Below are 23,304 nucleotides of genomic sequence, written 5' to 3'. Positions count from 1 at the left end.
AATTAATCAGATAGTGTTATCAAACTGTTAACAAACACAAGTTTTATCTATTCTGTTGAGCATTAAAATGAATTTTTTTGTTTTTATTAAATTAAATAATGATATTTTAAATTTAAACCTCCTGTTTTTGTTAAAAACATAAAAATATACAAGGTCTAAATGTGTTAAAGTTTCAAAAACAAGCTTTTACAACGTATTTATCTTACAATTTTAAGCAAAAAAACGCCTTGATTTACAAAAATCAAGGCGTTGTATTTTTAAAAAAAATTAACAGTAACTACATTCTTATTTTAAAAAATGATTAAGCAAAAAAGCTGTAGAACTATCATGAGCTTTTACTGTTTTAGTATTTATCTCATCTAAAATAGAATTTGCAAGTTGCTTACCTAATTCTACTCCCCATTGGTCATAACTAAAAACATTCCAGATAATACCCTGTACAAAAATCTTATGTTCGTACAATCCAATCAAAGATCCTAAACTTTTTGGAGTCAGTTTTTGAATTAAAATTGTATTAGTTGGCTTATTTCCGGTAAAAACCTTAAATGGTAACAAATAAGAAGCTTTTTCTGGTGCAAGTCCTTGTTTGTCAAATTCTGCCTGAACCTGTACAGCGGTTTTTCCATTCAATAAAGCTTCTGTCTGGGCAAAAAAGTTAGACATCAGTTTATCGTGATGGTCTTTGTTTCCGTATAATGGTTTTACAAATCCGATAAAATCTGTCGGAATCAATTTTGTTCCCTGATGAATTAACTGAAAGAAAGCATGCTGTGAATTCGTTCCAGGCTCTCCCCAAATAATAGTTCCCGTTTGGTAATCAACCGGTTTCCCGTCACGGCCAACACTTTTTCCGTTACTTTCCATTGTTGCTTGTTGCAAATACGGAGCGAGTTTTTGCAAATATTGCGTATACGGAATCAAAGCTTCACTTTCTGCACCATAAAAATTATTGTACCAAACGCTTAACAAAGCCAAGATTACCGGAATATTTTGATCAAATTCAGCAGACTTGAAATGCTCATCCATTTCGTTGGCTCCTTTTAATAATTCATTATAATTATCAAAACCAACTGCCAAAGCAATACTTAAACCAACTGCACTCCACAAAGAGAATCTTCCGCCAACCCAGTCCCACATTGGAAAAATATTGTCAGGATTAATTCCGAATTCGGTTACTTTCTGAATATTGGTTGAAACTGCTACGAAATGTTTGGCAATATCCTCCTGAGAAGCCGATTTTAAAAACCATTCTTTTATGGTTTCTGAGTTCGATAAAGTTTCCTGAGTTGTAAATGTTTTAGAAACAATTAAAAATAAAGTAGTCTCAGGGTTTAATTTTTTGATTACCTCATTAACATGATCACCGTCTACATTAGAAACGAAATGTACGTTTAAGTGATTTTTATAAAACTGTAAAGCCTCCACAGCCATTACCGGACCAAGGTCAGATCCTCCGATACCAATATTTACGATATCAGTAAATGCTTTTCCTGTAAAACCTTTTCTTTCTCCCGATATAACCTCGTTTGTAAAGTTTTTAATTTTATTTTTTACTTCATAAACTTCCGGAATTACATTTTCTCCGTCTACTTTTATAACTGCCGATTCCGGTGCACGCAAAGCAGTATGCAAAACTGCTCTGTTTTCTGTCTGATTGATGATTTCTCCTCCAAAATAATCAGCAATTGCGTTTTTTAATCCAACTGAATTCGCCAATTCTAACAAAAGCGAAACAGTTTCTTCACTAATATTATTTTTAGAATAATCTACCAAAAAATCATTCCATTGCAGATTGAATTTCTCTACTCGCGCAGCATCCTGCTGAAATAATTCCTGTATTGTAGTTTGCTGAATTGCGTCGAAGTGGTTTTTAAGATTTTTCCACGCTTCAGTCCCGGTTGGATTTGTTGTGTTTAAAGCCATTTTTTAATAAGATTGTAGTTTTTTTAGAAACACAAAAATACTGAAATTAGCTTTGAATACTTCTTTGCAGGGCAATTAGTTACGAAAACGATTTAATGAATAATTTATTCAAGCAGTTATTCTATTTTTATTCCAAAAGATAATTATTTTACCAAATTCTCCACCAAGGCTTCTTATTAATCTCTATTATCTTTTTTTCCTTATTAATTTCGATTCTTTTTGGCTGTTCAATTTTAATAGTTGAATCATCAAAGAACATTTCGCCCAGATCATTCATTCCGATTGGAGATTTTGTTTTTTCTTTCCAGTCATCGGTTTGCAATTCCGGAATTAAAGCCGAATTGATTTTAGCCGTAAATTTTTGTTTTGCCTTTTCAGATATTTCTTCTTCTAAATTTGAGGTTGAATTTTTAAAAAGTGAAAGCGAATTATCCGGAATATGGAGTAAAAAGACCTGTGTTTTATTTTCAATTTTCTGAATATCCAAAACTTTAAAAAATGAAATTTCATCTAAAAGAAAATGCCCTATTTTTGAAGAATCAGGATTGAATTTAGACAAATCTTTTGCATTAGCGCTGGCGATTAAATACCTGAAGTTTCCAAAAATACCACCACCGATACTAGTCATATCAGTAAAACCTTTTTCTTTTATGATCTGCCCAATCTTATAAGTTGAAATCAGGTTTTCCGGAAGATTTGTATCCCTGTAAAATAGTTTTAAATCTGAAAAAGTCTCATCAAGAATTTCTTTAATGCGTTTATTTTTCATATTTCACGACGGATTAAAGATTTCCAATACTGTCAAGCTCTCTTTTTAAAGGCTCCATTTGTTTAGAAAAACGGGTTTTATCATTTCCTGTTAAAGATTCTCCGGTTGGAAGATTTAAACGAAGCGCATCTACCTGAACTCCGTTTTTCCAAAAGCGATAACAAACGTGAGGACCTGAAGCCAAACCTGTGCTTCCCACAAGTCCGATGGTTTGTCCCTGCGTAACACGTTGCCCGCGGCGAACCAGAATTTTTGACATGTGTAAATATTGTGTCGAATATGTACCGTTGTGTTTTACTTTTACAAAATTTCCGTTACCGGCAGTATACCCTGTAGCTTCAACAACCCCTGAAGCAGTCGTAGAAATGGGAGTTCCTCTTGGAGCAGCATAATCGGTTCCTTTGTGTGCTTTCCAAGTATGCTGTACAGGATGATAACGGTTCATCGTAAATCTTGAGGTAATTCTACTGAATTTAATAGGTGTTTTTAAGAAGAAATTTTTCAGTGTCTTTCCTTCGTCATCGTAATATTCAATTTTACCTGAAACAGTATCTTTTTCAAAAGGAAAAGCATAAATAATTTTTCCTTTATATTCAAAAAAAGCAGCTTCCAGATCTTCAACACCATCATAGGTTTTTCCGTTTATAAACCGTTCTGTGAAGATTAGTCCGTAGCGATCTCCTTTCTTAAGTTTAAAGAAATCGATAGACCATGAAAAAACTTTTGTAATTCTGCTGGCAAGAGCAGCTTCTACACTATTATTGCCTAAGGTTTCAGATAGTGAGCTTTTTAAAACACCACCAATCATTTTTCGCTTTAAAGTAACCGGTTTTACCTTTTTGTACGCTTTTGCAATACTATCCCTTAAATCTACCACATAATAAGTAAGTGCATCAGGCTGGTAAATAAAAACCTGCAGATTATTGGTTTTATTTTTTGCTCTAAGAAGTGTAAAAGGTTTATTGTATCGAATAGTTCTTACATTAAAAGAATCTTTTACCTGTTCGACAATTTTATAAACCTGTTTGTCTCCAATATTTTGGCTTTGAACAATGGATCCGAAAGAATCTCCTTTTTGTACTGTATCATGAACTACATTAAAATCGGCGTAATTAAATCCAAATTCTACTTTCTTAGTTTTTGGTTTAGTAATTTTAGCTTCAACTTTTTCTTCTGTTTTATTACAAGAAACAATTGAAAATAAGATAATTATAATTACGAATGCTTTTTTCAAACTTTTTAATTTTTCTGGAAAACTAAGCTATTGGCTCATTTCCCCAATTGGACAATTCTTCTTCGGTCCACAATTTAGGAAAAAAGATGCGTCTTTGGTATTTTGGATGCATATATTTTTGCCAGTCACTTCCACCTGTAGCTTCTCCGTTTCCTTTTCCGCTTTCAAGAATATATTTTATAGCTGTGTTTAAATGCTGCATCACCCAGGTAATATTTACAGTATGATCGTAATGACGCATAGCATTAATCAATTCCGTATTTTGCTGATCTTCAATTGGTAACTGAGTAAATTTTTTCCAGATATTTTTAGTTTTGAACTCAGACATCTGGCGCAGAAACTGTCCTTTGTATTTCTTTTCGAATTCCTGAAGCAAATATGATTTCTCTCCTGTTTGATAATCTTTACCTGCTGCCTGCCAGTACAAATGTTCGAAAGAAGTTTCTAAATCGGTATTTTCATCAAAATTAGCTTTATATCTTCTGTCGGTTAAATTAATAACATCGGTTGAAGCAAATTCAATCATTCGGTACTGTGCACTCTGGAAACCACTTGCAGGCGTAAGCGTATTTCTGAATTTCATATATTGCTCTACTTCCATTCCGTTTTCCATAATACTGAATGAATTGGTGAGCATGTCAAAATAACGGGTGATTCTGGAAAGTCTTTCGCTGAAAAAATCAACCTGAATATTTTCTGTATCGGCAATCTGATCAATTTCCCACAGAATCATTTTAAAGATTAACTCGTTTACCTGATGGTACATGATAAAAACCATTTCATCAGGAAGCGTTGTTCTTTGTATTTGCAGATTTAAAAGGGCATCCGTCTGAATATAATCCCAGTAGGTAATTGGCTTTGACCATAATAATCCTTCCAACTGTACATCAGTCTTCTGGTTAATGGCCTGAAATTTAAGCTCTATTTCTTTTAAGATTGATTCAGAATTGTCTGTGGTATTCATTATTTTTTTACTTTAAATGGATATTTTAATCCTCTATATTCATCCAGATCAGCTTTAAGCGAGCCTACTGCTAATTCTGCTTTTATTCTCACCGGAACTTTATTATTATCATCTGTAATCCAAAGCGTTACACTTTCTTTCTCTTTAAAGACGCGGCCAGTTTGCACCATAGGTTTAAAAACCATCGTAGAAACGGTGCCAAATTTAGTTGTAATATCCTGACGCCCTATATATTTTAACTTAAATTTTGTGATCTCATCATCAAAAAACATATCAATCGTAATAGATTCACCTGATCTTAATTTGTCAATGTTAGGATGATTTCGCAAATAATAAAACGATGAAATAATGTCCTGTACATTTTCGGTTACTACAATCGTTTTTTCGGTCTTTCGTTTGTAATCTTTGACCAAAACCCTGTTTTGAGCTGTGTTAAAAAAACCTTCCTGATTCTTGGTGTAACCACCTTCGTTTATTTTTCGAATGTATCGGTAAGGGCTGCCCGTTTCTTTATCAAAATAACTTTCGTATAAATCTTCGACTTTGAAAAAAAACTTTGACATTCCGGTTGTGTAACCTTTACCCACTGCGTGAAATACTTTTTTATTATTTACGGTAGCATCTTTGACCTCCAGAGTGGCATATCCTGCATTTACAATTCCGTAGTGAATTCTGAGTTTAAAATATTCCCCCACATCAAAAGCATCTTCTTTAAAGGTATCAAAACTTAGTGTAGTGAGAAGTAATATATATAGAGTTAGTTTTTTCATAATAAGACATTTACTGTTTACTAGCCATAAACGCAAATTTTATTCCAAATATACCAAAACAAAAAAACTCAGTCAAAGAATGACTGAGTTTTTATGCTATTAACTAACCAAAAAACTATAAATTATGAAAATTTATATCAATTCGGAAGGAAACCACCCCTTCCAGATTTGCGAGTGCAAAGATAGACACAAAGTTTAAATAATAAATAGGAAAAAGTGAGTTTAACAAAACATTTGCATTAAAATCATCAATTTATAGGGGATTTTTTTACATAATGTAAAAAAAACTTAATTTTACAAAGTTCCTCTTAACTCCTGTTCTCTTTCAATAGACTCAAAAAGAGCTTTAAAGTTCCCCGCACCAAATCCTTTTGCCCCCATTCTTTGGATAATTTCAAAGAAAAGTGTCGGTCTGTCCTGTACCGGCTTCGTAAAAATCTGTAATAAGTATCCATCCTCGTCAGCATCGACCATGATGGCAAGTTTTTCAATTTCATTAATATCTTCTTTCATCATATTCATGTGAACACCTAATCTTTCCGGAATTGCTTCGTAATAAGTATGAGGAGGAGGAGATAAAAATTCTACACCGCGAGCTCTTAACTGCGATACGGTTTTAATAATATCATCTGTAGCAATAGCGATATGCTGAATTCCAGGTCCGCCGTAGAAATCCAAATATTCTTCAATCTGTGATTTCTTCTTTCCTTCTGCCGGCTCGTTGATTGGAAATTTAATTCTTCCGTTTCCATTTGACATTACTTTACTCATCAAAGCAGAATATTCTGTAGTGATTTGTTTGTCGTCAAAAGAAAGGAAGTTTACAAATCCCATAACATCTTCGTAGAATTTTACCCAAGTATTCATTTCGTTCCAACCTACGTTTCCAACCATGTGGTCAATGTATTTTAATCCGGTTGGCTCCGGATTGTAGTCAGATTTCCATTCTTTATACCCGGGAAGAAAAACACCATTGTAGTTTTTTCTTTCCACAAAAATGTGAACGGTTTCTCCGTAAGTATAAATTCCCGAACGAATGACTTGTCCAAATTCATCCTCTTCAACAGTTGGTTCCATAAAAGAACGTGCGCCACGTTTCATGGTTTCTTCGTACGATTTTGTAGCATCTTCTACCCAAAGTGCGGCCACTTTTACACCGTCTCCATGTTTTTTAAGATGTTCGTTTATTGGAGAATCTGCCGTAAGAGGCGTTGTCAAAACAATTCTGATTTTGTCTTGTTTCAAAACATAAGACGCTCTGTCTTTTACTCCAGTTTCCAATCCAGCGTAAGCCAATGACTGATAACCAAAAGCTGTTTTGTAATAATGTGCAGATTGTTTGGCATTTCCTACATAGAATTCTACATAATCTGTTCCTAATAATGGAAGGAAATCCTGTGCTCCTTCAAAGATTTTTTCTAATCCGTATTCTACTGATTTTACTTCTTTTGACATAATTTGATAATTAGAAAATGAGATAATGAGATAATTTTGAAATGTAGATAATTAAAATAATTTTCTAATTGGCACATTGACAAATTATCTAATTGCACTCATTTTTGATGTTGATATTATTTTATTTAAAATTTTTAAAATTTCTGATAATTCATTTAATAAACCTTTGCAATCTGGATAGTCTTTGTGCGCATCGCATAAAAACAACCAATATTCTGATTCGTCTGCATCTTTAATTGCAATTTTTAATTTATGAATAAAATCTGCTTTGCTTTCTGCGTTTTGTGACTCTTTTGAATTTGCCCCAATTGATGTTCCGCTTTTAAGTAACTGATTTGCAATTACGAATTTCTTTTGATTTTAAAGTTCGGTTGTGTAGTCAATTATATTTAATGCAAAATTGAAGGTTTTTATTAAAAGAACGTTGTCTTTATATTTTTCATTGAAAGTCATTTTTTTTAATTAGATAATTAGGAAATTTGATAATGAGAAAATTTTTTTGTAGGTTTAAAATTACAGTTTTTAATTAAATTATCTAATCGTGAAATTGGCACATTTACTAATTATCTAATTGTCGAATTGACACATTGGCACATTAAAAAATTACTCCGTCCAAGATTTATAGTACTGTCCATCATCAAGACCCATAGCTTCTTCCGTAACCATAAGCGGTCTGAAAGTATCAACCATAACAGCTAATTCCTGAGTTTCTTTGTGACCAATGCTGCGTTCCATTGCACTAGGTGCCGGTCCATGCGGAATTCCTTTTGGATGTAAAGTGATATGACCCTGCTCAATATTATTACGGCTCATAAAATCACCATCTACATAATACAGCACTTCGTCAGAATCTATATTGCTGTGATTATAAGGTGCCGGAATTGCTTTCGGGTGATAGTCGTAAAGTCTTGGGCAGAAAGAACAAACGACAAAAGTAGCCGTTTCAAAAGTTTGATGTACCGGTGGCGGCTGATGCACACGACCGGTTATAGGTTCGAAATTATGAATTGAAAATCCGTATGGAAAATTATAACCGTCCCAACCCACAACATCAAAAGGATGCGTGGCATAAACGACTTCGTGAAGCATTCCTTCTTTTTTGATTTTAATTAAAAAATCACCTTTTTCGTCATGTGTTTCCAATTCGTTTGGCAGAATAAAATCGCGTTCGCAAAATGGAGCATGTTCTAAATGCTGACCGGATTGGTTTTTATAACGTTTGGGAGTATAAAAAGGAGAATACGATTCGACATAAAAAAGTCGGTTTTCTTCCGTTTCAAATTCTATTTGGTAAATGATACCTCTAGGAATAATTAAATAATCACCATATTCAAACGGAATATTTCCTAACATGGTTCTTAATTTTCCTTTTCCTTTATGAATGAAAAGCATTTCATCGGCATCGGCATTTTTGTAGAAATAATTTCGAAGTGATTCTTTCGGCGCAGCCAGACCAATGATGCAGTCTTTATTAACCAACATGGCTTTGCGGCTGTCTAAAAAGTCGTTTTCTGGCTTTAATTCAAAACCTTTAAACAGTAGTGATTTTATATTTTTTCCGATTGCAATTTTGGGTTCAACCGAATAAGAGTTTAAAATTTCTTTAACCTGTGTAGGTCTGTGTATATGATATGACAAGGAAGAATGTCCATGAAAACCTTCGGTACCAAACAATTGTTCATAGTAAAAACCTCCATCAGGTTTTTCGAACTGAGTGTGTCTCTTTTGTGGAAAGTTTCCGAGTTTGTGATATAGTGGCATGGCTTTTCAATTAGATAATTTATAAATTAGATAATTCGAAAAATTTGAATTGTGTGAACAGATAATCAGCTCAATGTATCATTGACTAATTATCCCAATTCGGCCGTTTCACTCAGGATTTCTCTTGATGAGGAATTGAAGATACTCTAATAAACCTGTCCATTTTGTTTTCATCCCAACAAATATCGTAATTTTTATCGATTTAAATTATAAATTAAAACAAAAATCCGATGTTAAACCAGGTATATCCTTTTGGATTTTCAGGCGACCAAGAATATTTGACTTCAATAGGACCAATGATAGTTTCCAAACCATACCCTACGGCATAACCGGAATATTTTGGCATATCAATCCAGTCTACCGTACTAAAAAGATCATCACCCAGATTGGCATAATTTGCAGAAAAATTAAGATGATTTCTTTTAAATATCTCGTAATCAAAAGTTATTGCAGCTTTTATAAAACTATCCCCTGCAATACTTAAAAAATCATACCCATAGAAATAATTGAAGTTATTTATCTTCTGATAACCATATCCTCCAAGAATATAATCAAAAAAAGGCACGCTGTCATTGCCAAAGGCAAATCCAATATCAGACTGGAATTTTATGGTTGCTTTGTTAAAAACAGTTCTCGCAATTCCAATTTCGGCTTTTGCTGTAGAAAAAGGATTAAACTGATTTGTATAATCAGAAGAAGCCAGATAGGTCTGCACGTCTCCTGAAAAATACCAACCTGATCTCGGAAAACTTTTATTATCGTAAGAATCATACTTTAAATATCCAAAAACACTAAAATAATTACTCTCATCAATTGTTGAGGCTGTCTCTAATGTTGGTGATTTTATTTTCAGAAACTTATGTTCGAAACCGCCGCCCATAAGGAACTTTTGCACAAAAATGGTCTGAAAATAAGCCTGATTCGTAATATCCATAAAATCAACGTTAATCAAACTATCTTCGCTCCCTTCAGATTTGTCGTTAATACTTTGTGTGATATTCCTGTTAAACTGATTAAGCCGGGAGTTAAACCCAAAACTGATATTGAATCCGTTTTCTACATAATAATTAAAATCATACCTGAAGTTATCACCTAAAATAATATCCAGAGAAGTATTATCATTTTTAAGAAATGTTTTTCTGTGAGTCAGATTTAACAGAACAGCACTTTTGTAAAGACCGTCATAATGCAGTCCCAGTTTCAAATAAGTATGCGTCGGGTTTTCTTTCAGGGTAAGATTCAAATCTTCCTTGTCTCCGTTAGGATCAAGCGAATACGAAATAGCACTAAAATTCTGTGTTGAATTTATATTATTAATCCCTCTTTTGAGTTCGTCATAAGTTATTGTGCTTCCTGGTTTGAACCTGAGTTTACTTGTGATGTATTCTTTGGTATAATCTTCGAGTTTAGTATTGTTTATTTTCTTGATTTGAAGTGTATCGGAAGCTAATTTCAACTTCGGCTTCTTATAAAAATTCTGCTCATTGGTTAGAGCTTTTATTTTTTCATATACCTCAAATGTCGCATCCTCTCCTCTTCTGATAATTTCACCACCTCTATCAAATGAAATAACGCCAAAATCACGAATATCGGGTTTTATGTAAATGTTGGTATCCTCTCTTTTTGCCTTCATTTTCTCGATAGACTGAAGATTGGTAATCTGAACCAGTATTTTAGTCGCATTTTTCAGGTTCTTACGGGTCAGCAAATCATCCTGAACATCCACTCCAATGATAATATCTGCTCCCAGATCACGAACTTCTTTAATCGGATAGTTGTTTACAACTCCACCATCAACTAATAATTTTCCGTCTACTTCAACAGGTGAAAATAATGACGGAAAAGCGGCACTTGCTACCATAGCCTGAGCAAGATTTCCTTTATTCAGCAATACTTCTTTACCGGTTTCTATGTCGGTTCCGATACATAAAAAAGGAGTCGGCAGCTGATTAAAATCGCGTACATGACGTACATTACGGGTCAGGCTGCTCAGTAAATTATAATTGTACATCCCTTTTGAAAGCGCTTCCGGAATTCCGATTCTGAAATTACTAAATGGAAGCACAAGCGCATACAATTCATCATTTCGTTTACCATAGAAATTTTTAGACGCCCTTGGAATGTAATCATTAATTAGTTCGTCAAAATTGGTTCTCTTAAAAATAGAGTCAATTTGTGATGCATTATACCCTGTTGCATAAAGCCCTCCTATTATGGCTCCCATACTGGTTCCGCCAATATAATCGACTTTTAATCCGGCTTCTTCCAAAACTTTAAGAACACCAATGTGCGCAAATCCTTTGGCTCCACCACCACTTAAAACCAAACCTATTTTTGGTCTTTTAATGCTGTCTTGTTTTTTTTCTTGTGAAAAAGAATTTTGGGAAGTAAACGACAATAGCACTAAAACCACCAATACCCTGCCCCAGATGGAAATGGAAAACTGCGAGAGACAAAAAGCTATTTTTTCCTGTAAAAAAAGAGCGACCAAAGAAGCTCCTTTTTTTGCATTGGAAAAAAAGCTTTTTGACCGAGTATTTGAAATGAACAGCTGGATTAGGCGCATAAAAATCTACTAATTGATTTTGTAAAATTCGACAATTTTTTTGGCTTTTGATGCTCCAATTACAGCAGAAATTTCTTTTTCAGTAGCCAGTTTCAATCTTTTAACACTTTTGAAATGCTGAATTAACGCAAGCATGGTTTTTTCACCAATACCCGGAATACTTTCAACAGAGGAATTAAGAGCGGCTTTGCTGCGTTTATCACGGTGAAAAGTGATTCCGAAGCGATGGGCTTCGTTTCGTAATTGCTGGATTACTTTTAATGTTTCTGACTTTTTATCGAGATATAACGGAATCGAATCGCCGGGATAAAACAATTCTTCAAGGCGTTTTGCGATTCCGATAATCGCAATTTTACCACGCAGTCCTAACTCATCAATACTTTTTAATGCTGCCGATAACTGTCCTTTTCCTCCATCGATAATAATCAGCTGCGGAAGCGGTTCATTTTCTTCCAATAGTCTTTTGTAACGGCGATACACGATTTCGGTCATTGAAGCAAAATCATCAGGCCCTACAACGGTTTTTACATTAAAATGACGGTAATCTTTCTTGCTTGGTTTTCCGTCTTTAAAAACCACGCAGGCTGCCACAGGATTTGTTCCCTGAATATTCGAGTTATCGAAACATTCTATGTGTCTTGGCTCAGTTGGCAAACGCAGGTCTTTTTGCATTTGTGCCATGATACGATTTACATGTCTGTCAGGATCTACGATTTGCAACTGTTTCAGTTGTTCAATTCGGTAGAATTTGGCATTTCGGATCGATAAATCTAAAATCTGTTTTTTGTCTCCAAGCTGCGGAACAGTTATTTTTATGTTTTCGCCTAAATCCATTTCAAAAGGAACAATAATTTCTTTTGATAATAACTGAAAACGTTCACGCAATTCTACAATGGCCAGTTCTAATAATTCCTCGTCACTTTCATCCAGTTTTTTCTTTATTTCCAAAGTATGCGAACGAATAATCGATCCGTGCGATATTTGTAAAAAGTTGACATAGGCAGCACTTTCATCAGACACAATCGAGAAAACATCAATATTGGTAATCTTCGGATTGATGATGGTCGATCTGGATTGATAATTTTCTAAAACTTCTATTTTTTCTTTGATTTTCTGTGCTTCTTCAAACTGTAAATTCTGAGCATAAGTATTCATCAGTTTCCTGAAATCCTTTAAACTTTCTTTAAAATTCCCTTTGAGGATTTCACGAATCGCATTGACCTGTCTCTGATACTCTTCCAAAGGTTCTAAACCTTCACAAGGCCCTTTGCAATTGCCAATGTGGTATTCCAGACAAACCTTGAATTTTCCCGAATTGATGTTCGATTCGCTCAAATCATAATTGCAGGTTCTTAACGGATACAATTCTTTGATTAAATCTAAAATCGTATACACCATTTTAAAATTGGTATACGGCCCAAAATATTCAGATCCGTCTTTCACCATTCTTCTCGTTAGAAATATTCTCGAAAAAGGTTCTTTTTTAATGCAGATCCAGGGATAACTTTTATCATCTCGAAGCAGCACATTATAACGAGGCTGCAAGGTTTTAATTAGATTATTTTCTAATAAAAGCGCATCGGTTTCGGTAGGAACGACAATGTGTTTGATGGTAATAATTTTTTTTACCAGCACATTGGTTTTGGCCGTATCGTGAATTTTATTAAAATAGGAAGAAACCCTTTTTTTCAGGTTTTTAGCTTTTCCTACGTATAATATCTTTCCGTCTTTATCATAATACTGATATACACCGGGATTGTCCGGCAGGGTCTGAATCTGAAGTTCTAATGACGGTATTGGCATGCTGTTTTATTTCTGGAGATAAGGAAAATATCATTGTCAAATATATTCCAATTTACATTAGGAAGCTTAACACTGAAATCTTTTCAAATTTACGAAATCAAAAGAATAATTTCTATATTTAGAGCCTGTTTAAAATCCGACATGAAAAACAATGCCCCAATGGTTCTTTTTGGCGAATCGATTTTGCCCGGAGAAAACAAAACGATCAATGTAGAAATCGCCAGATTGCATACTACAACCAAACTTAATATCCCGATTATTGTTCGAAGGTCTAAAATTGATGGCCCAGTAGTTTTATTTTCAGCCGGAATTCACGGCGACGAAATAAATGGTGTCGAAGTGGTACGACAGATTATCAGTAAAAAAATAAACCGCCCCACAAGAGGAACCATCATTTGCATTCCGATTATTAATATTTACGGTTTTGTCAACAAATCAAGGGAATTTCCTGATGGGCGCGATCTGAACCGTGTTTTTCCCGGGAGCAAAAAAGGGTCACTCGCAAGCCGTTTCGCTTTTCATATCACCAATCAAATATTGCCTATAATTGATTATGCAGTCGATTTTCATGCTGGAGGCGCAAGCAGGTTTAACGCTCCTCAGATTCGAATTACAGAGCACAATCCCGAATTAAAACTTCTGGCAGATGTTTTTAACGCTCCGTTTACCTTGTATTCAAAAAACATCAATGGTTCTTTTAGAAATACATCTGAAAAAGCCCAAGTCAAAATGCTGTTATTTGAAGGCGGAAAATCATTAGACATTAATGATCCTGTAGCGAATGAAGGTATAAAAGGTACCAAACGTCTGCTTCATTATTTAAATATGCTCGACCCAAAACATATTGTTGAAAAAGCTGATTTCCCTTCTATCTATATTAAAAATTCCGTTTGGCTGAGAGCAAAACAATCGGGCTTATTGCACGATTATAATATGGTAAGCCGATTTGTTACAAAAGGAACTATTCTGGCCATAATTACAGACCCTTTTGGTAAATTTGAGCAAAAAGTAAAAGCACCGCATGACGGTTTTGTCATCAACGCCAACCATTCGCCAATTGTTTATGAAGGCGATGCTATTTACCATATCTCTAAAAATATTGACGAAAATATTCCTGAAAATGCCAACGAATAAAAAAGAACTTCGCATACATTATAAAAACCTCCGAAAAGAACTTACTGAGGAAAATATAGAAGAAAAAAGTCTTGAAATAAGTAATCAATTGATCTCCTTACCCATTTGGAACAAAACGTATTACCATGTTTTTCTTCCTATTGAAGAACAAAAAGAAGTAAATACCGAGTATATTCTGCATCTCCTTTCAGGGAAAGACAAAGAAATCGTCATTTCAAAAAGTGATTTTGAAACCCGGATTATGACTCATTTTCTATTGACGGACAATACTAAAATCAAGAAAAACGAATACAATATTCCCGAACCTGTAAATGGTTTACCTGTTCCTTCTCAAACTATTGAAGTTGTTTTTGTACCGCTTTTGGCTTTTGATGTTTTTGGAAATCGAATTGGTTACGGAAAAGGTTTTTATGATAAATTTTTAGCTGAATGCAAACCCGAAACGATCAAAATCGGGCTTTCCTTTTTTGAAGCTGTAGCTCAGATTGATGATGTTTTTGAATCGGATGTAAAACTGGATTATTGTGTGACGCCGGAGAAGGCTTATAGGTTTTAAAAACTTGAAACTAATCTGCACATAACGGCTATTTATAGATAAAAATGTATAACATAGAACCAAACAAATATATTTCTAATTTTTATAAGTTTTTAAAAAACAAAGATGACAATAGGATAAGTTTAAAAAAATTATTATTACACATTTTTGCTGTCTTTATAATTGTAGCAATTGGACAAATCAGAACCAAGAATTCTGATCCGTATAAATCAGACAATATAGAAAACGAAAAATTTATTAAGGCAGAAATTAAACCACAAATAATTTTTGATACTATTACACTTCCGATAAAACAAACTTATTTTAAAACTTATTTTGCTATTCAATTGATAGATGGTTCAATATATCGTCTAAATTTAATAAATAGTAAAAATGAAAATAAGATAGTTAAAAATGCAATAATTGAAAAAAAAGCTAATGATAAGACATTTGAAATAATCAATAAAAACATTCGGTATAAATTCAAAATAAATGAACTGGATAATTCTGGAGAAAGAATATTCGTTTTTTTTGCTTCACTATTTTTCTGTATTATTGGGATTCCTCTTTGGTTAAACAAAAACGAATTAGAAAAAGAATATGAAAAAAACAACCGTTACCGTTAACAGCAGTTTTTAATCTATTTCACCATAACCCCTTCAACAAACAAAATCGGCACTTCTTCAGTGTTGTTTTCACTGATTAAATTAGATTTGAAGATGAATTTCTTATCGTATAAAGTGTTTCCAATAAAGAATGTTACCATAAATTCATTGTTTAAAACCAAAAGACTCTTTTCGATCATTTCGATTTTTACAACAGAAACCGCCGGAACCTCAACAAACGCATGACGTAAAATAGACGTTTTTTTCATTTCTCCTTCAATTGTTCCAAATGCTTTTGAAACCACCATCACGCTGTCTAAATTAAAGTCGCTGTCGTTTACCAGATAAGCGTACCAGACTTTTTCCATAAAATCATCGCTCCATTCCTGAACGGCAGCTAAGAATACATTTTCAACTTCGGGGATTATTATATCTTTTTTCATATTAGTCAAAAGTTTAAAAGTCGAAAGTCATAAAGTCGAAAGTCAAAAGCCATATTTTGGGACTTTCGACTTTCGACTTTATGACTTTTTGACTTAATTATATATTTGCTTTGAATTGCTCTAAGAAGCGAACATCATTTTCGTAAAACATACGGATATCACCTATTTGATATAAAAGCATTGCAATACGCTCTACTCCCATTCCGAAAGCAAAACCATTGAATTCATCAGGGTTGATATCACAGTTTTTAAGAACATTTGGATCTACCATTCCGCAGCCTCCAATTTCCAGCCAGCCGGTTCCTTTTGTTATACGGTAATCGGTTTCGGTTTTTAAACCCCAGTAAATATCAATCTCGGCACTTGGTTCTGTAAACGGAAAGTATGACGGACGTAAACGAATCTTCGATTTCCCGAACATTTCTTTCGTAAAATAAAGCAATGTCTGTTTTAAATCTGCAAAAGAAACATCTTTGTCAATGTACAGCCCTTCTACCTGATGGAAAATACAGTGGGAACGTGACGAAATTGCTTCGTTACGAAAAACACGTCCCGGAGAAATCGTACGGATTGGCGGTTTGTGATTTTCCATATAACGCACCTGAACAGATGATGTATGCGTACGCAACAACACATCAGGATTGGTCTGAATGAAAAAGGTATCCTGCATATCACGCGCCGGATGGTATTCCGGTAAGTTTAATGCAGTAAAATTATGCCAGTCGTCTTCGATTTCCGGACCTTCGGAAACGTTGAAACCAATGTTGGCAAAAATATCTATAATTTGATTTTTAACAATCGAAATAGGATGACGTGAACCAATAATTACAGGCTCAGGCGAACGCGTTAAGTCTCCAAAAAAGCCTTTTACTTCTTCCTTGCTTTCCAGCTCTTCCTGAATAACTCTTACTTTTTCTTCAGCAACCGCTTTTAAAGTATTTATTACTTGTCCAAAATCCTTTTTCTGGTCGTTTGGTATATTTTTGAACTCTGTAAAAAGCTCCTTCAATAAACCTTTACTTCCTAAATATTTAACACGGAACTTCTCTAAAGATTCTTTGTTTTTCTCATTAAAGGCTTTAGCTTCCTCGATATGTTCTTTTATCTTGTCTATCATTTCCATTCTACAATTGAGGGTACAAATTTAAGGAAAAAAGTGCAACGTTGGGTGTGAGAAGTCAGAAGTATTTCTAAAGTTCTGTTATATTTTCAGACCTAAATCTAAAATTTTTCCTCCAATATCTGTTTTTAATCAATAAGTTCTCTTTCTAAAAAATAATTTACAATCGCTTCTTTCATCAAAACAGACTGTTCGCCTGCTTTTAAAGGAGGTAATTGTTCTTTTACTTTGTAGTGCGGCCAGCCTTCCTCATCAAAATATTCGAACTCGTAAAATCCGTACGGTTCTAATAAACGGCAGATTGCAATATGCATCAGGTTCAGTTTTTCGTCTTTTTTAAATTCACGATGTACTTTCCCAAGTTCCTGAACTCCGATTAAGTAAATTATGGAATCTAAATCTAAATCTTCGCCTTGCGAAAACTGATTGGACAATATATCTACGAGCTTTTCCCAGCGCTCTTTTAGTTGTGTATCTCTGGACATTTTTATAATTGTGAATTATGAATTGTGAATTATAAATTCAAAAACCATAAAATTTAGCCTGCAAAGATACGGAGTTAAAATCCAATCACATCAAAATATGAAAACTTCACAGAATAAGTACTTTAAGCTCCTATTTTATTATTGATATTCAATAACCGTTTTTGAAATCACATTATTACTTTCTTTTGAAATCTTTTTTATTTCTATTGGAAAGTTGTCATTGTTATAAATTATTTCATTAATATAATATTTAGGAACTTCATTCGTAATCGGATAATAGGATTCTCTTGACACTACATTATTCGTCGTTTGTCCACCAAATCCTTCTACAACAAAAACCATCCGATAATATTTATTCATAAATTTCATTGGGTGGTTCTTGTTATCGTAAAAATAGTTGTTTTTTGAAATTATTTCAGAACCTGTTAAGGACGACTTATTTATAATTTGGGTTATATTCTTAGCATTATCAGAAGAAATGGATAATTCTCTTTGAATAATATATTTATTTTCATCCATATAACCTGATCTTTCAGAAGTAAGGATTCCATTAACATATGAATATTCCGTTTTTTCATCCGGGTCTCCTTCAGAATAGATATAGCTTAATAAATCTCCATTATAATGAAATACAGCAGAACCAGAAGCTACATTATCTCTAAAGTAATTCATCTTACTTATCTTTTCACCATCATATAAAAATTCCGTTTTATACCGGGTATTTGTAGTAACAGTCTTCAAAATCTTATTCTCATAGGCAAAATCCATTATGCTGGTTTCTGAGCCATCGGAAAAATAAACAGTTTCAGTTATTTTTTTTATTAGAACTGATTTTTCATTTGATATAGTATCTTTGCCGCCGTCATCATTTGAACAAGACATCAATAATGCAACACAAAAAACACAAAGACTTTTAATTAATACGCTTTTTCTCATTTTATCTATTTTTCGCAAAAATAGAAATATATAATACATTTCAAAGTTAATCAACATGAGTTTTTTCGATATGATTTTAGGGGCGCTTTTGGCCTTCAGTTTATACAAGGGCATCAAAAACGGCCTTTTTGTAGAAGTTGCTTCTTTTATTTCTTTACTATTAGGAATTTATATAGCCATTAAATTTTCTTCTTTTCTAAAAAACATTATTGTAAAATATGTTTCCTGGAATCCGAACACGGTTCAGGTTACGGCTTTTATCCTGACTTTTATTTTAGTGGTAATTGGCGTTTATTTCTTAGCCAAAATTTTAACCGGAATAGCTGATTTTGCTTATTTGGGATGGATCAATAAATTGGGCGGAGGCTTTTTCAGAGTGTTGAAAACTGTTTTGATCGTAAGTATTTTTATTGCACTGTTTGAAAAAATGAATTTCAATCACACTTTAGCAAAAAAAGAAACTTTAGACAACTATATCTTCTATAATCCGATTAAAAAAGTAGCCGCTTTTGTATATCCTTCGATTGAAAAGGGCTATGAAAGACTGAAAAAGGCTAATACTGAAAAAGAATAATCATTTTCAACTGAGTGAATCTAAGGTCCTTTGTAAATTTAAAGGGCTTCGACTAAGTTTATCCTGAGCGAAGCTGAATGGACTCAGCCTGACAAATCATTAACCCCTACTTTTATTAATCCTGATTAGGTACTTGTGGAAATAAATTTTTCAGAATAATCAGCATCATTCCGATAACATTTACTGAGGAAGTTGTCAATAAAGTTATCAATACATTTTCTGAAAGTTCCAATTCCAGATTGTGATTAAAATACAATACTGAAATTACTGCTGCCAGCCAGAGAAAAATAATAAAAGAGAAAATATAGGTAAGATATCTTCGCAGGATTGTGTCTTCTAAAAACCGACCCACTTTTGCATTTCCGAGTCTGTCTTCAAGGATTTGGTTTTGAATACGGGCATTATCAATATCAATAGGACTGACTGCTGCACTATTTTCAATAGAAATCTGGCTTAAATTAAGTAACGACATCTTAGTTCGAAATTGGTTTTAACTTTTTATAATGTTCAAAAATATCATCGTCAGAAATAACAGCATTCGAATCCTTACGATATACTTTTTGCCACGGTGTCCCTTCAATATGGGTGAGAGCACTCAAATATATCCCGTCAAATCTTCCATAAACGTCCCAGATTTTATCTAAAAACTTTTCATCTTCATTTGTGATTTTTTCGTTTTTGGTCGCATTCGGAATTTTTTCAGTGATTTTTTCTTTCTTATATTGCTTTATACTATAATACAACGAAGGAAAAACAGGTCCGAAATCCCAGGCAATCGGGTTTTCATCAATCAGTCTTTGCTGTTTATCTGTCAGCGCCAAATACCAGCCATAAGCAATATAAGTAAGCTTGATTATTTTCATAGGAGTAAGATTCCCTGTTTTGGAATATTTCTCTATAAAATAATTAGCGATTGTTGTTGGATTATAAGACATAACTATGATTATTATTTCTCAAAGTTAATAAAATAAGATTGGTTTTACTATTGCCAATGGTATTGTTTTGCTAATGAGAATCTTTATGTTCTATTTTACATTTTCAAAACCATATATTCGCCAAAAATAAATTATCTTGCTTCGTTTAAAACATTTTAACCAGTAAAGCCTTTACAACAGTATGTTTTATTTAACGGGAATTATAATTACCTTCTTTTTAGTTATTATTTTAACCAGCAAAAAAAATAAAAGTCAGGCTGATAAAATACTGTCGCTCTGGTTGTTTTTTACAGGTTTCCACCTGATTTTATTCTATCTGCATTTTAATAATGAATCTATAAAATTCCCTTTTTTGCTTGGATGCGAAATTCCGATGCCGCTCGTTCAGGGACCTTTTTTATACTTGTACACTTCTGCTTTAACAAATCAGGACCACAATAAAAAGTATAATCTGCTTCATTTTGTTCCTTTTGGAATTGCCATACTACTGCTCCTTCCTTTTTTTGGTTTGTCTCCTCATGAAAAAATAGATATTTATAAAAATGAAGGCAAAGGTTATGAACAATTACTTCTTATCATATACATTTCAGTCATTATTTCAGGGATTTTATATGCGCTGTTTTCATTGCAAAAACTTTCAAAACACCGTAAAAACATTACCGAGCAATTTTCTTTTACCGAGAAAATTAACCTGAGATGGCTCAGTTATTTAATTTTAGGATCCGGTTTAATTTGGGTAGTGGTTATTTTTTGTGACGACCAATATATATATTCTACCGTTGTACTGTATTTGCTTTTTATTGGTTATTTCGGAATAAAGCAGGTTGGAATCTTTACTAACAAACCCATTTCTGAAAATAATCAAACAGAAGTTTTGGTTTTAGAAACCATTGCCGCAGAAGTAAAGTCAGAGAAAATTAAATACGAAAAATCAGGATTGGGCAACACAGAACTTCTGACGATTCACAAAAATCTAACCGAGCTAATGGAGAATGAAAAACTATTTAAAAACTCAGAGGTTACTTTGTCCGAACTATCCCAAAAATTAAATATACACCCCAACATACTTTCTCAGGTAATTAATTCCGTCGAGCAAAAGAACTTTTACGATTATATCAATTATCAGCGTGTCGAAGAATTTAAACGAATCATCGCGCTTCCGGAAAACCAAAAATTCACTTTACTTTCCTTAGCTTTTGAATGTGGTTTTAATTCTAAAACTGCTTTCAACCGCAACTTCAGAAAAGTAACCGGCCTTTCTCCATCAGAATATTTGAAATAAAAGGGAACCACCTTACAAGTTGGGGCGACTGATAGTCTGTCAGAATACATCTTTGCAGAAATTTTTAAAAAAACTATGCAATGAAAAATAAAGTATTCTATTCGATAGCAATTGCTTTTTCTATTTTCTTTTTTTTAGGATGTGAAGAAGAAAATTCCATCGATCAACCCGGCAAACTGGTTCCAAAAACAGTCGATCAGGATTCCTCAATCCCTTCCATTTTGATTAATGGTACGCAGCTGCATACTGAAGTTTTCGGAAACCCGAACAATCCAATGGTGGTATTTCTCCATGGTGGTCCCGGTTCAGATTACAGAAGTTCTCTAAATTCAAAACAACTGGCAGATGATGGTTATTATGTCATTTTTTACGACCAGCGAGGTTCGGGATTATCCAAAAGACATAATCAAAACAGCTATTCAATTCAATTGGTTCTGGATGATCTTACCGCGGTCATCGCACATTACCGCACTTCTAATGCCCAAAAGGTTTTTCTGTTCGGACATTCATGGGGAGCAATGTTAGCTACTGCTTATATAAACTCTTATCCCAAAAACATAAACGGAGTCATTCTGGCTGAACCCGGCGGCCTTAATAAAAAACTATTGGATGAATATGGCAAATCAAGCCGAAAACTAAATTTATTTTCTGAATCCACGAGTGATTTATTTTACATGGATCAGTTCTTAACCGGAAAAGAAAACGCACACGAAATCCTGGATTATAAAATGGGCATTTCTACCAGTTTTTCTTATGCGAAAGGAAACGAAGAGGGAATTGAAGGTCCTTCGCCTTTCTGGAGAATGGGTGCGGCTGTCTTAAATGGTTTTATTGATATTGCCGAAAATGACGGTTTTGATTTTACGACCAATTTAAGCCAATATAAAACCAAAGTTTTGTTTTTATACGGAGAAAAAAATAAGTCCTACGGTTTACATTTTGCCCAAAAAGAAGCTGCGTTTTTTCCAAGTTCAGAAATTGCTGAAGTGAAGGGAACCGGCCATGAAATGATTTATTTTAAATGGGAAAATGTACACCCGATAGTGTTGAATTATTTAAACGATTTAAAATAACCTTAGAATGAAAGCACTCGTAATAGTTATAACATTTATCTTTTCTTTTTTTATTTCTAACATTTTAAAAGCCCAGACCATCAACTGGAAAAGCCTTCAAAACGAACAAAAACACATCTTAAGTGCAAGCGCTGGCTGGGAGTATGGTTTTGTTTACGGAATAAGCTACGGTCATAAATTAGAAACCAAAATACCTATTGTACTGGAAGGCGCTATTTCTTTTGCTTCAGGCGAAGTTATTTTTGATGATTTTAAAACCAAAATAGGCGGGCAAATTAGTCTCTACCAAATTGAAAGCTTCCATTTCAATGCTGCAATTCACACAATTTACAGACGCAATGGAAATCCGCTGGTTACTTTGCAGAATTTTGGTGCCGATGCGACAGCAATAATAGGGTATTACAAACCTAAATGGTTTGCAGCAGGCGAATTTGGCTTTGACCAGCCCATTGTAACACATTTTAAACATAAAGATATTTACAAAGACGTTTATCCTGAAGTTAAAAACGGCTGGTACGAGCCTACGACGGGAGGGAATTTCAATTTCGGAATCCAGGGTGGTTATTCGTTTATCCGAAGCGATCTGACTTTAAGAGCAGGAAAAGTTATGACTGAAGATTTTAAGACTTCGCCTTTAGTTCCTTTTTATTTACAATTGGGTTATAATTACAAATTATATTGATTATTCTAACACATAGAGACATCGGTTTTATTTTGTAAAAGAATAAAAAAGTTTCTTTTTAAAAATCATATTTTCACCCATAGCTTTGTGTTTTTATGTGAATGAAGTGCCTTTTAAGTTTTTGAGCTATGCTTCTATGTATTAAAAAAATTAACTGTTCTTAATAATACAAAACCCGACAAGTTTTAAAGTTTGTCGGGTAATTATTCATTTGTCAGGCTGAGCGAAATCGAAGCCCATAACGTAAATCAAGCC

General features: G+C 33.7%; 22 protein-coding genes and 1 pseudogene. 7 read left to right on the top strand and 16 right to left on the bottom strand.

The genetic code is table 11. From position 1 onward, the window contains the following. Nucleotides 1-285: 285 nt before the first annotated feature. The 10 genes and pseudogenes from pgi to uvrC form a co-directional block, all read right to left on the bottom strand. Complete coding sequence (gene pgi, locus AAEO57_RS18350; protein WP_341694494.1) at nucleotides 286-1,923, bottom strand: glucose-6-phosphate isomerase; 1,638 nt, start codon at nucleotides 1,921-1,923, stop codon at nucleotides 286-288. Nucleotides 1,924-2,071: 148 nt separating this feature from the next. Continuing rightward, nucleotides 2,072-2,692, bottom strand: coding sequence for a hypothetical protein (locus AAEO57_RS18345; protein WP_341694493.1), 621 nt, complete (start codon nucleotides 2,690-2,692; stop codon nucleotides 2,072-2,074). Nucleotides 2,693-2,705: 13 nt separating this feature from the next. Then, a complete protein-coding gene (locus AAEO57_RS18340; RefSeq protein WP_341694492.1) occupies nucleotides 2,706-3,926 on the bottom strand; it encodes a M23 family metallopeptidase in 1,221 nt (406 codons plus the stop codon). A 22-nt stretch (nucleotides 3,927-3,948) separates the two neighbouring features. Continuing rightward, nucleotides 3,949-4,890 carry a tryptophan 2,3-dioxygenase family protein gene (locus AAEO57_RS18335; RefSeq protein ID WP_341694491.1) on the bottom strand — a complete coding sequence of 314 codons (942 nt, stop codon included), beginning with the start codon at nucleotides 4,888-4,890 and terminating at the stop codon, nucleotides 3,949-3,951. After that, nucleotides 4,890-5,660 carry a DUF3108 domain-containing protein gene (locus AAEO57_RS18330; protein ID WP_341694490.1) on the bottom strand — a complete coding sequence of 257 codons (771 nt, stop codon included), beginning with the start codon at nucleotides 5,658-5,660 and terminating at the stop codon, nucleotides 4,890-4,892. Before AAEO57_RS18330 ends, AAEO57_RS18335 begins: the two co-directional genes overlap by 1 nt. 294 nt (nucleotides 5,661-5,954) lie before the next feature. Then, nucleotides 5,955-7,115: a 4-hydroxyphenylpyruvate dioxygenase gene (gene hppD, locus AAEO57_RS18325; RefSeq protein ID WP_341694489.1), complete on the bottom strand. Its 1,161-nt coding sequence runs from the start codon at nucleotides 7,113-7,115 to the stop codon at nucleotides 5,955-5,957. An 84-nt stretch (nucleotides 7,116-7,199) separates the two neighbouring features. Then, nucleotides 7,200-7,460 (bottom strand): annotated as a pseudogene (locus AAEO57_RS18320) (four helix bundle protein); the annotation flags it as partial. A gap of 258 nt (nucleotides 7,461-7,718) precedes the next feature. Beyond that, the gene (locus AAEO57_RS18315; RefSeq protein WP_341694488.1) at nucleotides 7,719-8,876 is read right to left on the bottom strand and encodes a homogentisate 1,2-dioxygenase; all 1,158 of its coding nucleotides are present in this window, start codon (nucleotides 8,874-8,876) and stop codon (nucleotides 7,719-7,721) included. A 214-nt stretch (nucleotides 8,877-9,090) separates the two neighbouring features. Next, nucleotides 9,091-11,367 carry a patatin-like phospholipase family protein gene (locus AAEO57_RS18310; RefSeq protein WP_341694487.1) on the bottom strand — a complete coding sequence of 759 codons (2,277 nt, stop codon included), beginning with the start codon at nucleotides 11,365-11,367 and terminating at the stop codon, nucleotides 9,091-9,093. Between the two features lie 84 nt (nucleotides 11,368-11,451). Then, nucleotides 11,452-13,245 carry an excinuclease ABC subunit UvrC gene (gene uvrC, locus AAEO57_RS18305; protein WP_341694486.1) on the bottom strand — a complete coding sequence of 598 codons (1,794 nt, stop codon included), beginning with the start codon at nucleotides 13,243-13,245 and terminating at the stop codon, nucleotides 11,452-11,454. Between the two features lie 141 nt (nucleotides 13,246-13,386). Here uvrC and AAEO57_RS18300 point away from each other — a divergent pair, with 141 nt between their 5' ends. From AAEO57_RS18300 to AAEO57_RS18290, 3 genes are read left to right on the top strand one after another with little or no spacing between them, the layout of a single operon-like run. Continuing rightward, complete coding sequence (locus AAEO57_RS18300) at nucleotides 13,387-14,379, top strand: succinylglutamate desuccinylase/aspartoacylase family protein (RefSeq protein WP_341694485.1); 993 nt, start codon at nucleotides 13,387-13,389, stop codon at nucleotides 14,377-14,379. Then, nucleotides 14,366-14,935, top strand: a complete 570-nt coding sequence (locus AAEO57_RS18295; RefSeq protein ID WP_341694484.1) for a 5-formyltetrahydrofolate cyclo-ligase — start codon at nucleotides 14,366-14,368, stop codon at nucleotides 14,933-14,935. Before AAEO57_RS18300 ends, AAEO57_RS18295 begins: the two co-directional genes overlap by 14 nt. A 44-nt stretch (nucleotides 14,936-14,979) precedes the next feature. After that, entirely contained in the window at nucleotides 14,980-15,540 is a 561-nt protein-coding gene (locus AAEO57_RS18290) for a hypothetical protein (RefSeq protein WP_341694483.1), read from the top strand. Between the two features lie 14 nt (nucleotides 15,541-15,554). On the opposite strand, the gene AAEO57_RS18285 is transcribed toward AAEO57_RS18290, so the two are convergent. From AAEO57_RS18285 to AAEO57_RS18270, 4 genes are all read right to left on the bottom strand, one after another. Beyond that, complete coding sequence (locus AAEO57_RS18285) at nucleotides 15,555-15,962, bottom strand: hypothetical protein (RefSeq protein WP_341694482.1); 408 nt, start codon at nucleotides 15,960-15,962, stop codon at nucleotides 15,555-15,557. Nucleotides 15,963-16,059: 97 nt separating this feature from the next. Then, nucleotides 16,060-17,079 (bottom strand): phenylalanine--tRNA ligase subunit alpha, encoded by a 1,020-nt coding sequence (pheS, locus tag AAEO57_RS18280; RefSeq protein WP_341694481.1) that lies wholly within the window; start codon nucleotides 17,077-17,079, stop codon nucleotides 16,060-16,062. A 131-nt stretch (nucleotides 17,080-17,210) separates the two neighbouring features. Continuing rightward, complete coding sequence (locus AAEO57_RS18275) at nucleotides 17,211-17,567, bottom strand: hypothetical protein (protein ID WP_341694480.1); 357 nt, start codon at nucleotides 17,565-17,567, stop codon at nucleotides 17,211-17,213. 138 nt (nucleotides 17,568-17,705) lie between these two features. Beyond that, nucleotides 17,706-18,503, bottom strand: coding sequence for a hypothetical protein (locus AAEO57_RS18270; RefSeq protein ID WP_341694479.1), 798 nt, complete (start codon nucleotides 18,501-18,503; stop codon nucleotides 17,706-17,708). 55 nt (nucleotides 18,504-18,558) lie between these two features. On the opposite strand from AAEO57_RS18270, the gene AAEO57_RS18265 reads away from it, so the two are divergent. Further along, a complete protein-coding gene (locus tag AAEO57_RS18265; protein WP_341694478.1) occupies nucleotides 18,559-19,077 on the top strand; it encodes a CvpA family protein in 519 nt (172 codons plus the stop codon). Between the two features lie 115 nt (nucleotides 19,078-19,192). Here the strand turns inward: AAEO57_RS18265 and AAEO57_RS18260 are convergent, their stop codons facing one another. After that, the gene (locus AAEO57_RS18260) at nucleotides 19,193-19,549 is read right to left on the bottom strand and encodes a hypothetical protein (RefSeq protein WP_341694477.1); all 357 of its coding nucleotides are present in this window, start codon (nucleotides 19,547-19,549) and stop codon (nucleotides 19,193-19,195) included. A gap of 1 nt (nucleotide 19,550) precedes the next feature. Next, nucleotides 19,551-20,012 carry a Panacea domain-containing protein gene (locus AAEO57_RS18255; protein WP_341694476.1) on the bottom strand — a complete coding sequence of 154 codons (462 nt, stop codon included), beginning with the start codon at nucleotides 20,010-20,012 and terminating at the stop codon, nucleotides 19,551-19,553. 181 nt (nucleotides 20,013-20,193) lie between these two features. Here AAEO57_RS18255 and AAEO57_RS18250 point away from each other — a divergent pair, with 181 nt between their 5' ends. The 3 genes from AAEO57_RS18250 to AAEO57_RS18240 all read left to right on the top strand — a co-directional run bounded on the left by AAEO57_RS18250 (nucleotide 20,194) and on the right by AAEO57_RS18240 (nucleotide 23,049). Next, the gene (locus AAEO57_RS18250; protein WP_341694475.1) at nucleotides 20,194-21,294 is read left to right on the top strand and encodes a helix-turn-helix domain-containing protein; all 1,101 of its coding nucleotides are present in this window, start codon (nucleotides 20,194-20,196) and stop codon (nucleotides 21,292-21,294) included. An 80-nt stretch (nucleotides 21,295-21,374) separates the two neighbouring features. Beyond that, nucleotides 21,375-22,367, top strand: a complete 993-nt coding sequence (locus tag AAEO57_RS18245; RefSeq protein WP_341694474.1) for an alpha/beta fold hydrolase — start codon at nucleotides 21,375-21,377, stop codon at nucleotides 22,365-22,367. 7 nt (nucleotides 22,368-22,374) lie between these two features. Continuing rightward, on the top strand, nucleotides 22,375-23,049 hold the full coding sequence (locus AAEO57_RS18240) for a hypothetical protein (RefSeq protein WP_341694473.1): 675 nt from the start codon (nucleotides 22,375-22,377) through the stop codon (nucleotides 23,047-23,049). Nucleotides 23,050-23,304: the final 255 nt, after the last annotated feature.

The organism is Flavobacterium calami, from assembly GCF_038290035.1.
GTDB lineage: Bacteria > Bacteroidota > Bacteroidia > Flavobacteriales > Flavobacteriaceae > Flavobacterium > Flavobacterium calami.
This window is presented reverse-complemented; position numbering and strand designations above follow the sequence as displayed.

Excerpts from the sequence above, each read along its gene's own strand:
- pgi (WP_341694494.1), bottom strand. The coding sequence starts at position 1,923 with ATGGCTTTAAACACAACAAATCCAACCGGGACTGAAGCGTGGAAAAAT.
- AAEO57_RS18345 (WP_341694493.1), bottom strand. The coding sequence starts at position 2,692 with ATGAAAAATAAACGCATTAAAGAAATTCTTGATGAGACTTTTTCAGAT.
- AAEO57_RS18335 (WP_341694491.1), bottom strand. The coding sequence starts at position 4,890 with ATGAATACCACAGACAATTCTGAATCAATCTTAAAAGAAATAGAGCTT.
- AAEO57_RS18330 (WP_341694490.1), bottom strand. The coding sequence starts at position 5,660 with ATGAAAAAACTAACTCTATATATATTACTTCTCACTACACTAAGTTTT.
- hppD (WP_341694489.1), bottom strand. The coding sequence starts at position 7,115 with ATGTCAAAAGAAGTAAAATCAGTAGAATACGGATTAGAAAAAATCTTT.
- AAEO57_RS18315 (WP_341694488.1), bottom strand. The coding sequence starts at position 8,876 with ATGCCACTATATCACAAACTCGGAAACTTTCCACAAAAGAGACACACT.
- uvrC (WP_341694486.1), bottom strand. The coding sequence starts at position 13,245 with ATGCCAATACCGTCATTAGAACTTCAGATTCAGACCCTGCCGGACAAT.
- AAEO57_RS18300 (WP_341694485.1), top strand. The coding sequence starts at position 13,387 with ATGAAAAACAATGCCCCAATGGTTCTTTTTGGCGAATCGATTTTGCCC.
- AAEO57_RS18295 (WP_341694484.1), top strand. The coding sequence starts at position 14,366 with ATGCCAACGAATAAAAAAGAACTTCGCATACATTATAAAAACCTCCGA.
- AAEO57_RS18290 (WP_341694483.1), top strand. The coding sequence starts at position 14,980 with ATGTATAACATAGAACCAAACAAATATATTTCTAATTTTTATAAGTTT.
- AAEO57_RS18285 (WP_341694482.1), bottom strand. The coding sequence starts at position 15,962 with ATGAAAAAAGATATAATAATCCCCGAAGTTGAAAATGTATTCTTAGCT.
- pheS (WP_341694481.1), bottom strand. The coding sequence starts at position 17,079 with ATGATAGACAAGATAAAAGAACATATCGAGGAAGCTAAAGCCTTTAAT.
- AAEO57_RS18275 (WP_341694480.1), bottom strand. The coding sequence starts at position 17,567 with ATGTCCAGAGATACACAACTAAAAGAGCGCTGGGAAAAGCTCGTAGAT.
- AAEO57_RS18270 (WP_341694479.1), bottom strand. The coding sequence starts at position 18,503 with ATGAGAAAAAGCGTATTAATTAAAAGTCTTTGTGTTTTTTGTGTTGCA.
- AAEO57_RS18265 (WP_341694478.1), top strand. The coding sequence starts at position 18,559 with ATGAGTTTTTTCGATATGATTTTAGGGGCGCTTTTGGCCTTCAGTTTA.
- AAEO57_RS18260 (WP_341694477.1), bottom strand. The coding sequence starts at position 19,549 with ATGTCGTTACTTAATTTAAGCCAGATTTCTATTGAAAATAGTGCAGCA.
- AAEO57_RS18255 (WP_341694476.1), bottom strand. The coding sequence starts at position 20,012 with ATGTCTTATAATCCAACAACAATCGCTAATTATTTTATAGAGAAATAT.
- AAEO57_RS18250 (WP_341694475.1), top strand. The coding sequence starts at position 20,194 with ATGTTTTATTTAACGGGAATTATAATTACCTTCTTTTTAGTTATTATT.
- AAEO57_RS18245 (WP_341694474.1), top strand. The coding sequence starts at position 21,375 with ATGAAAAATAAAGTATTCTATTCGATAGCAATTGCTTTTTCTATTTTC.
- AAEO57_RS18240 (WP_341694473.1), top strand. The coding sequence starts at position 22,375 with ATGAAAGCACTCGTAATAGTTATAACATTTATCTTTTCTTTTTTTATT.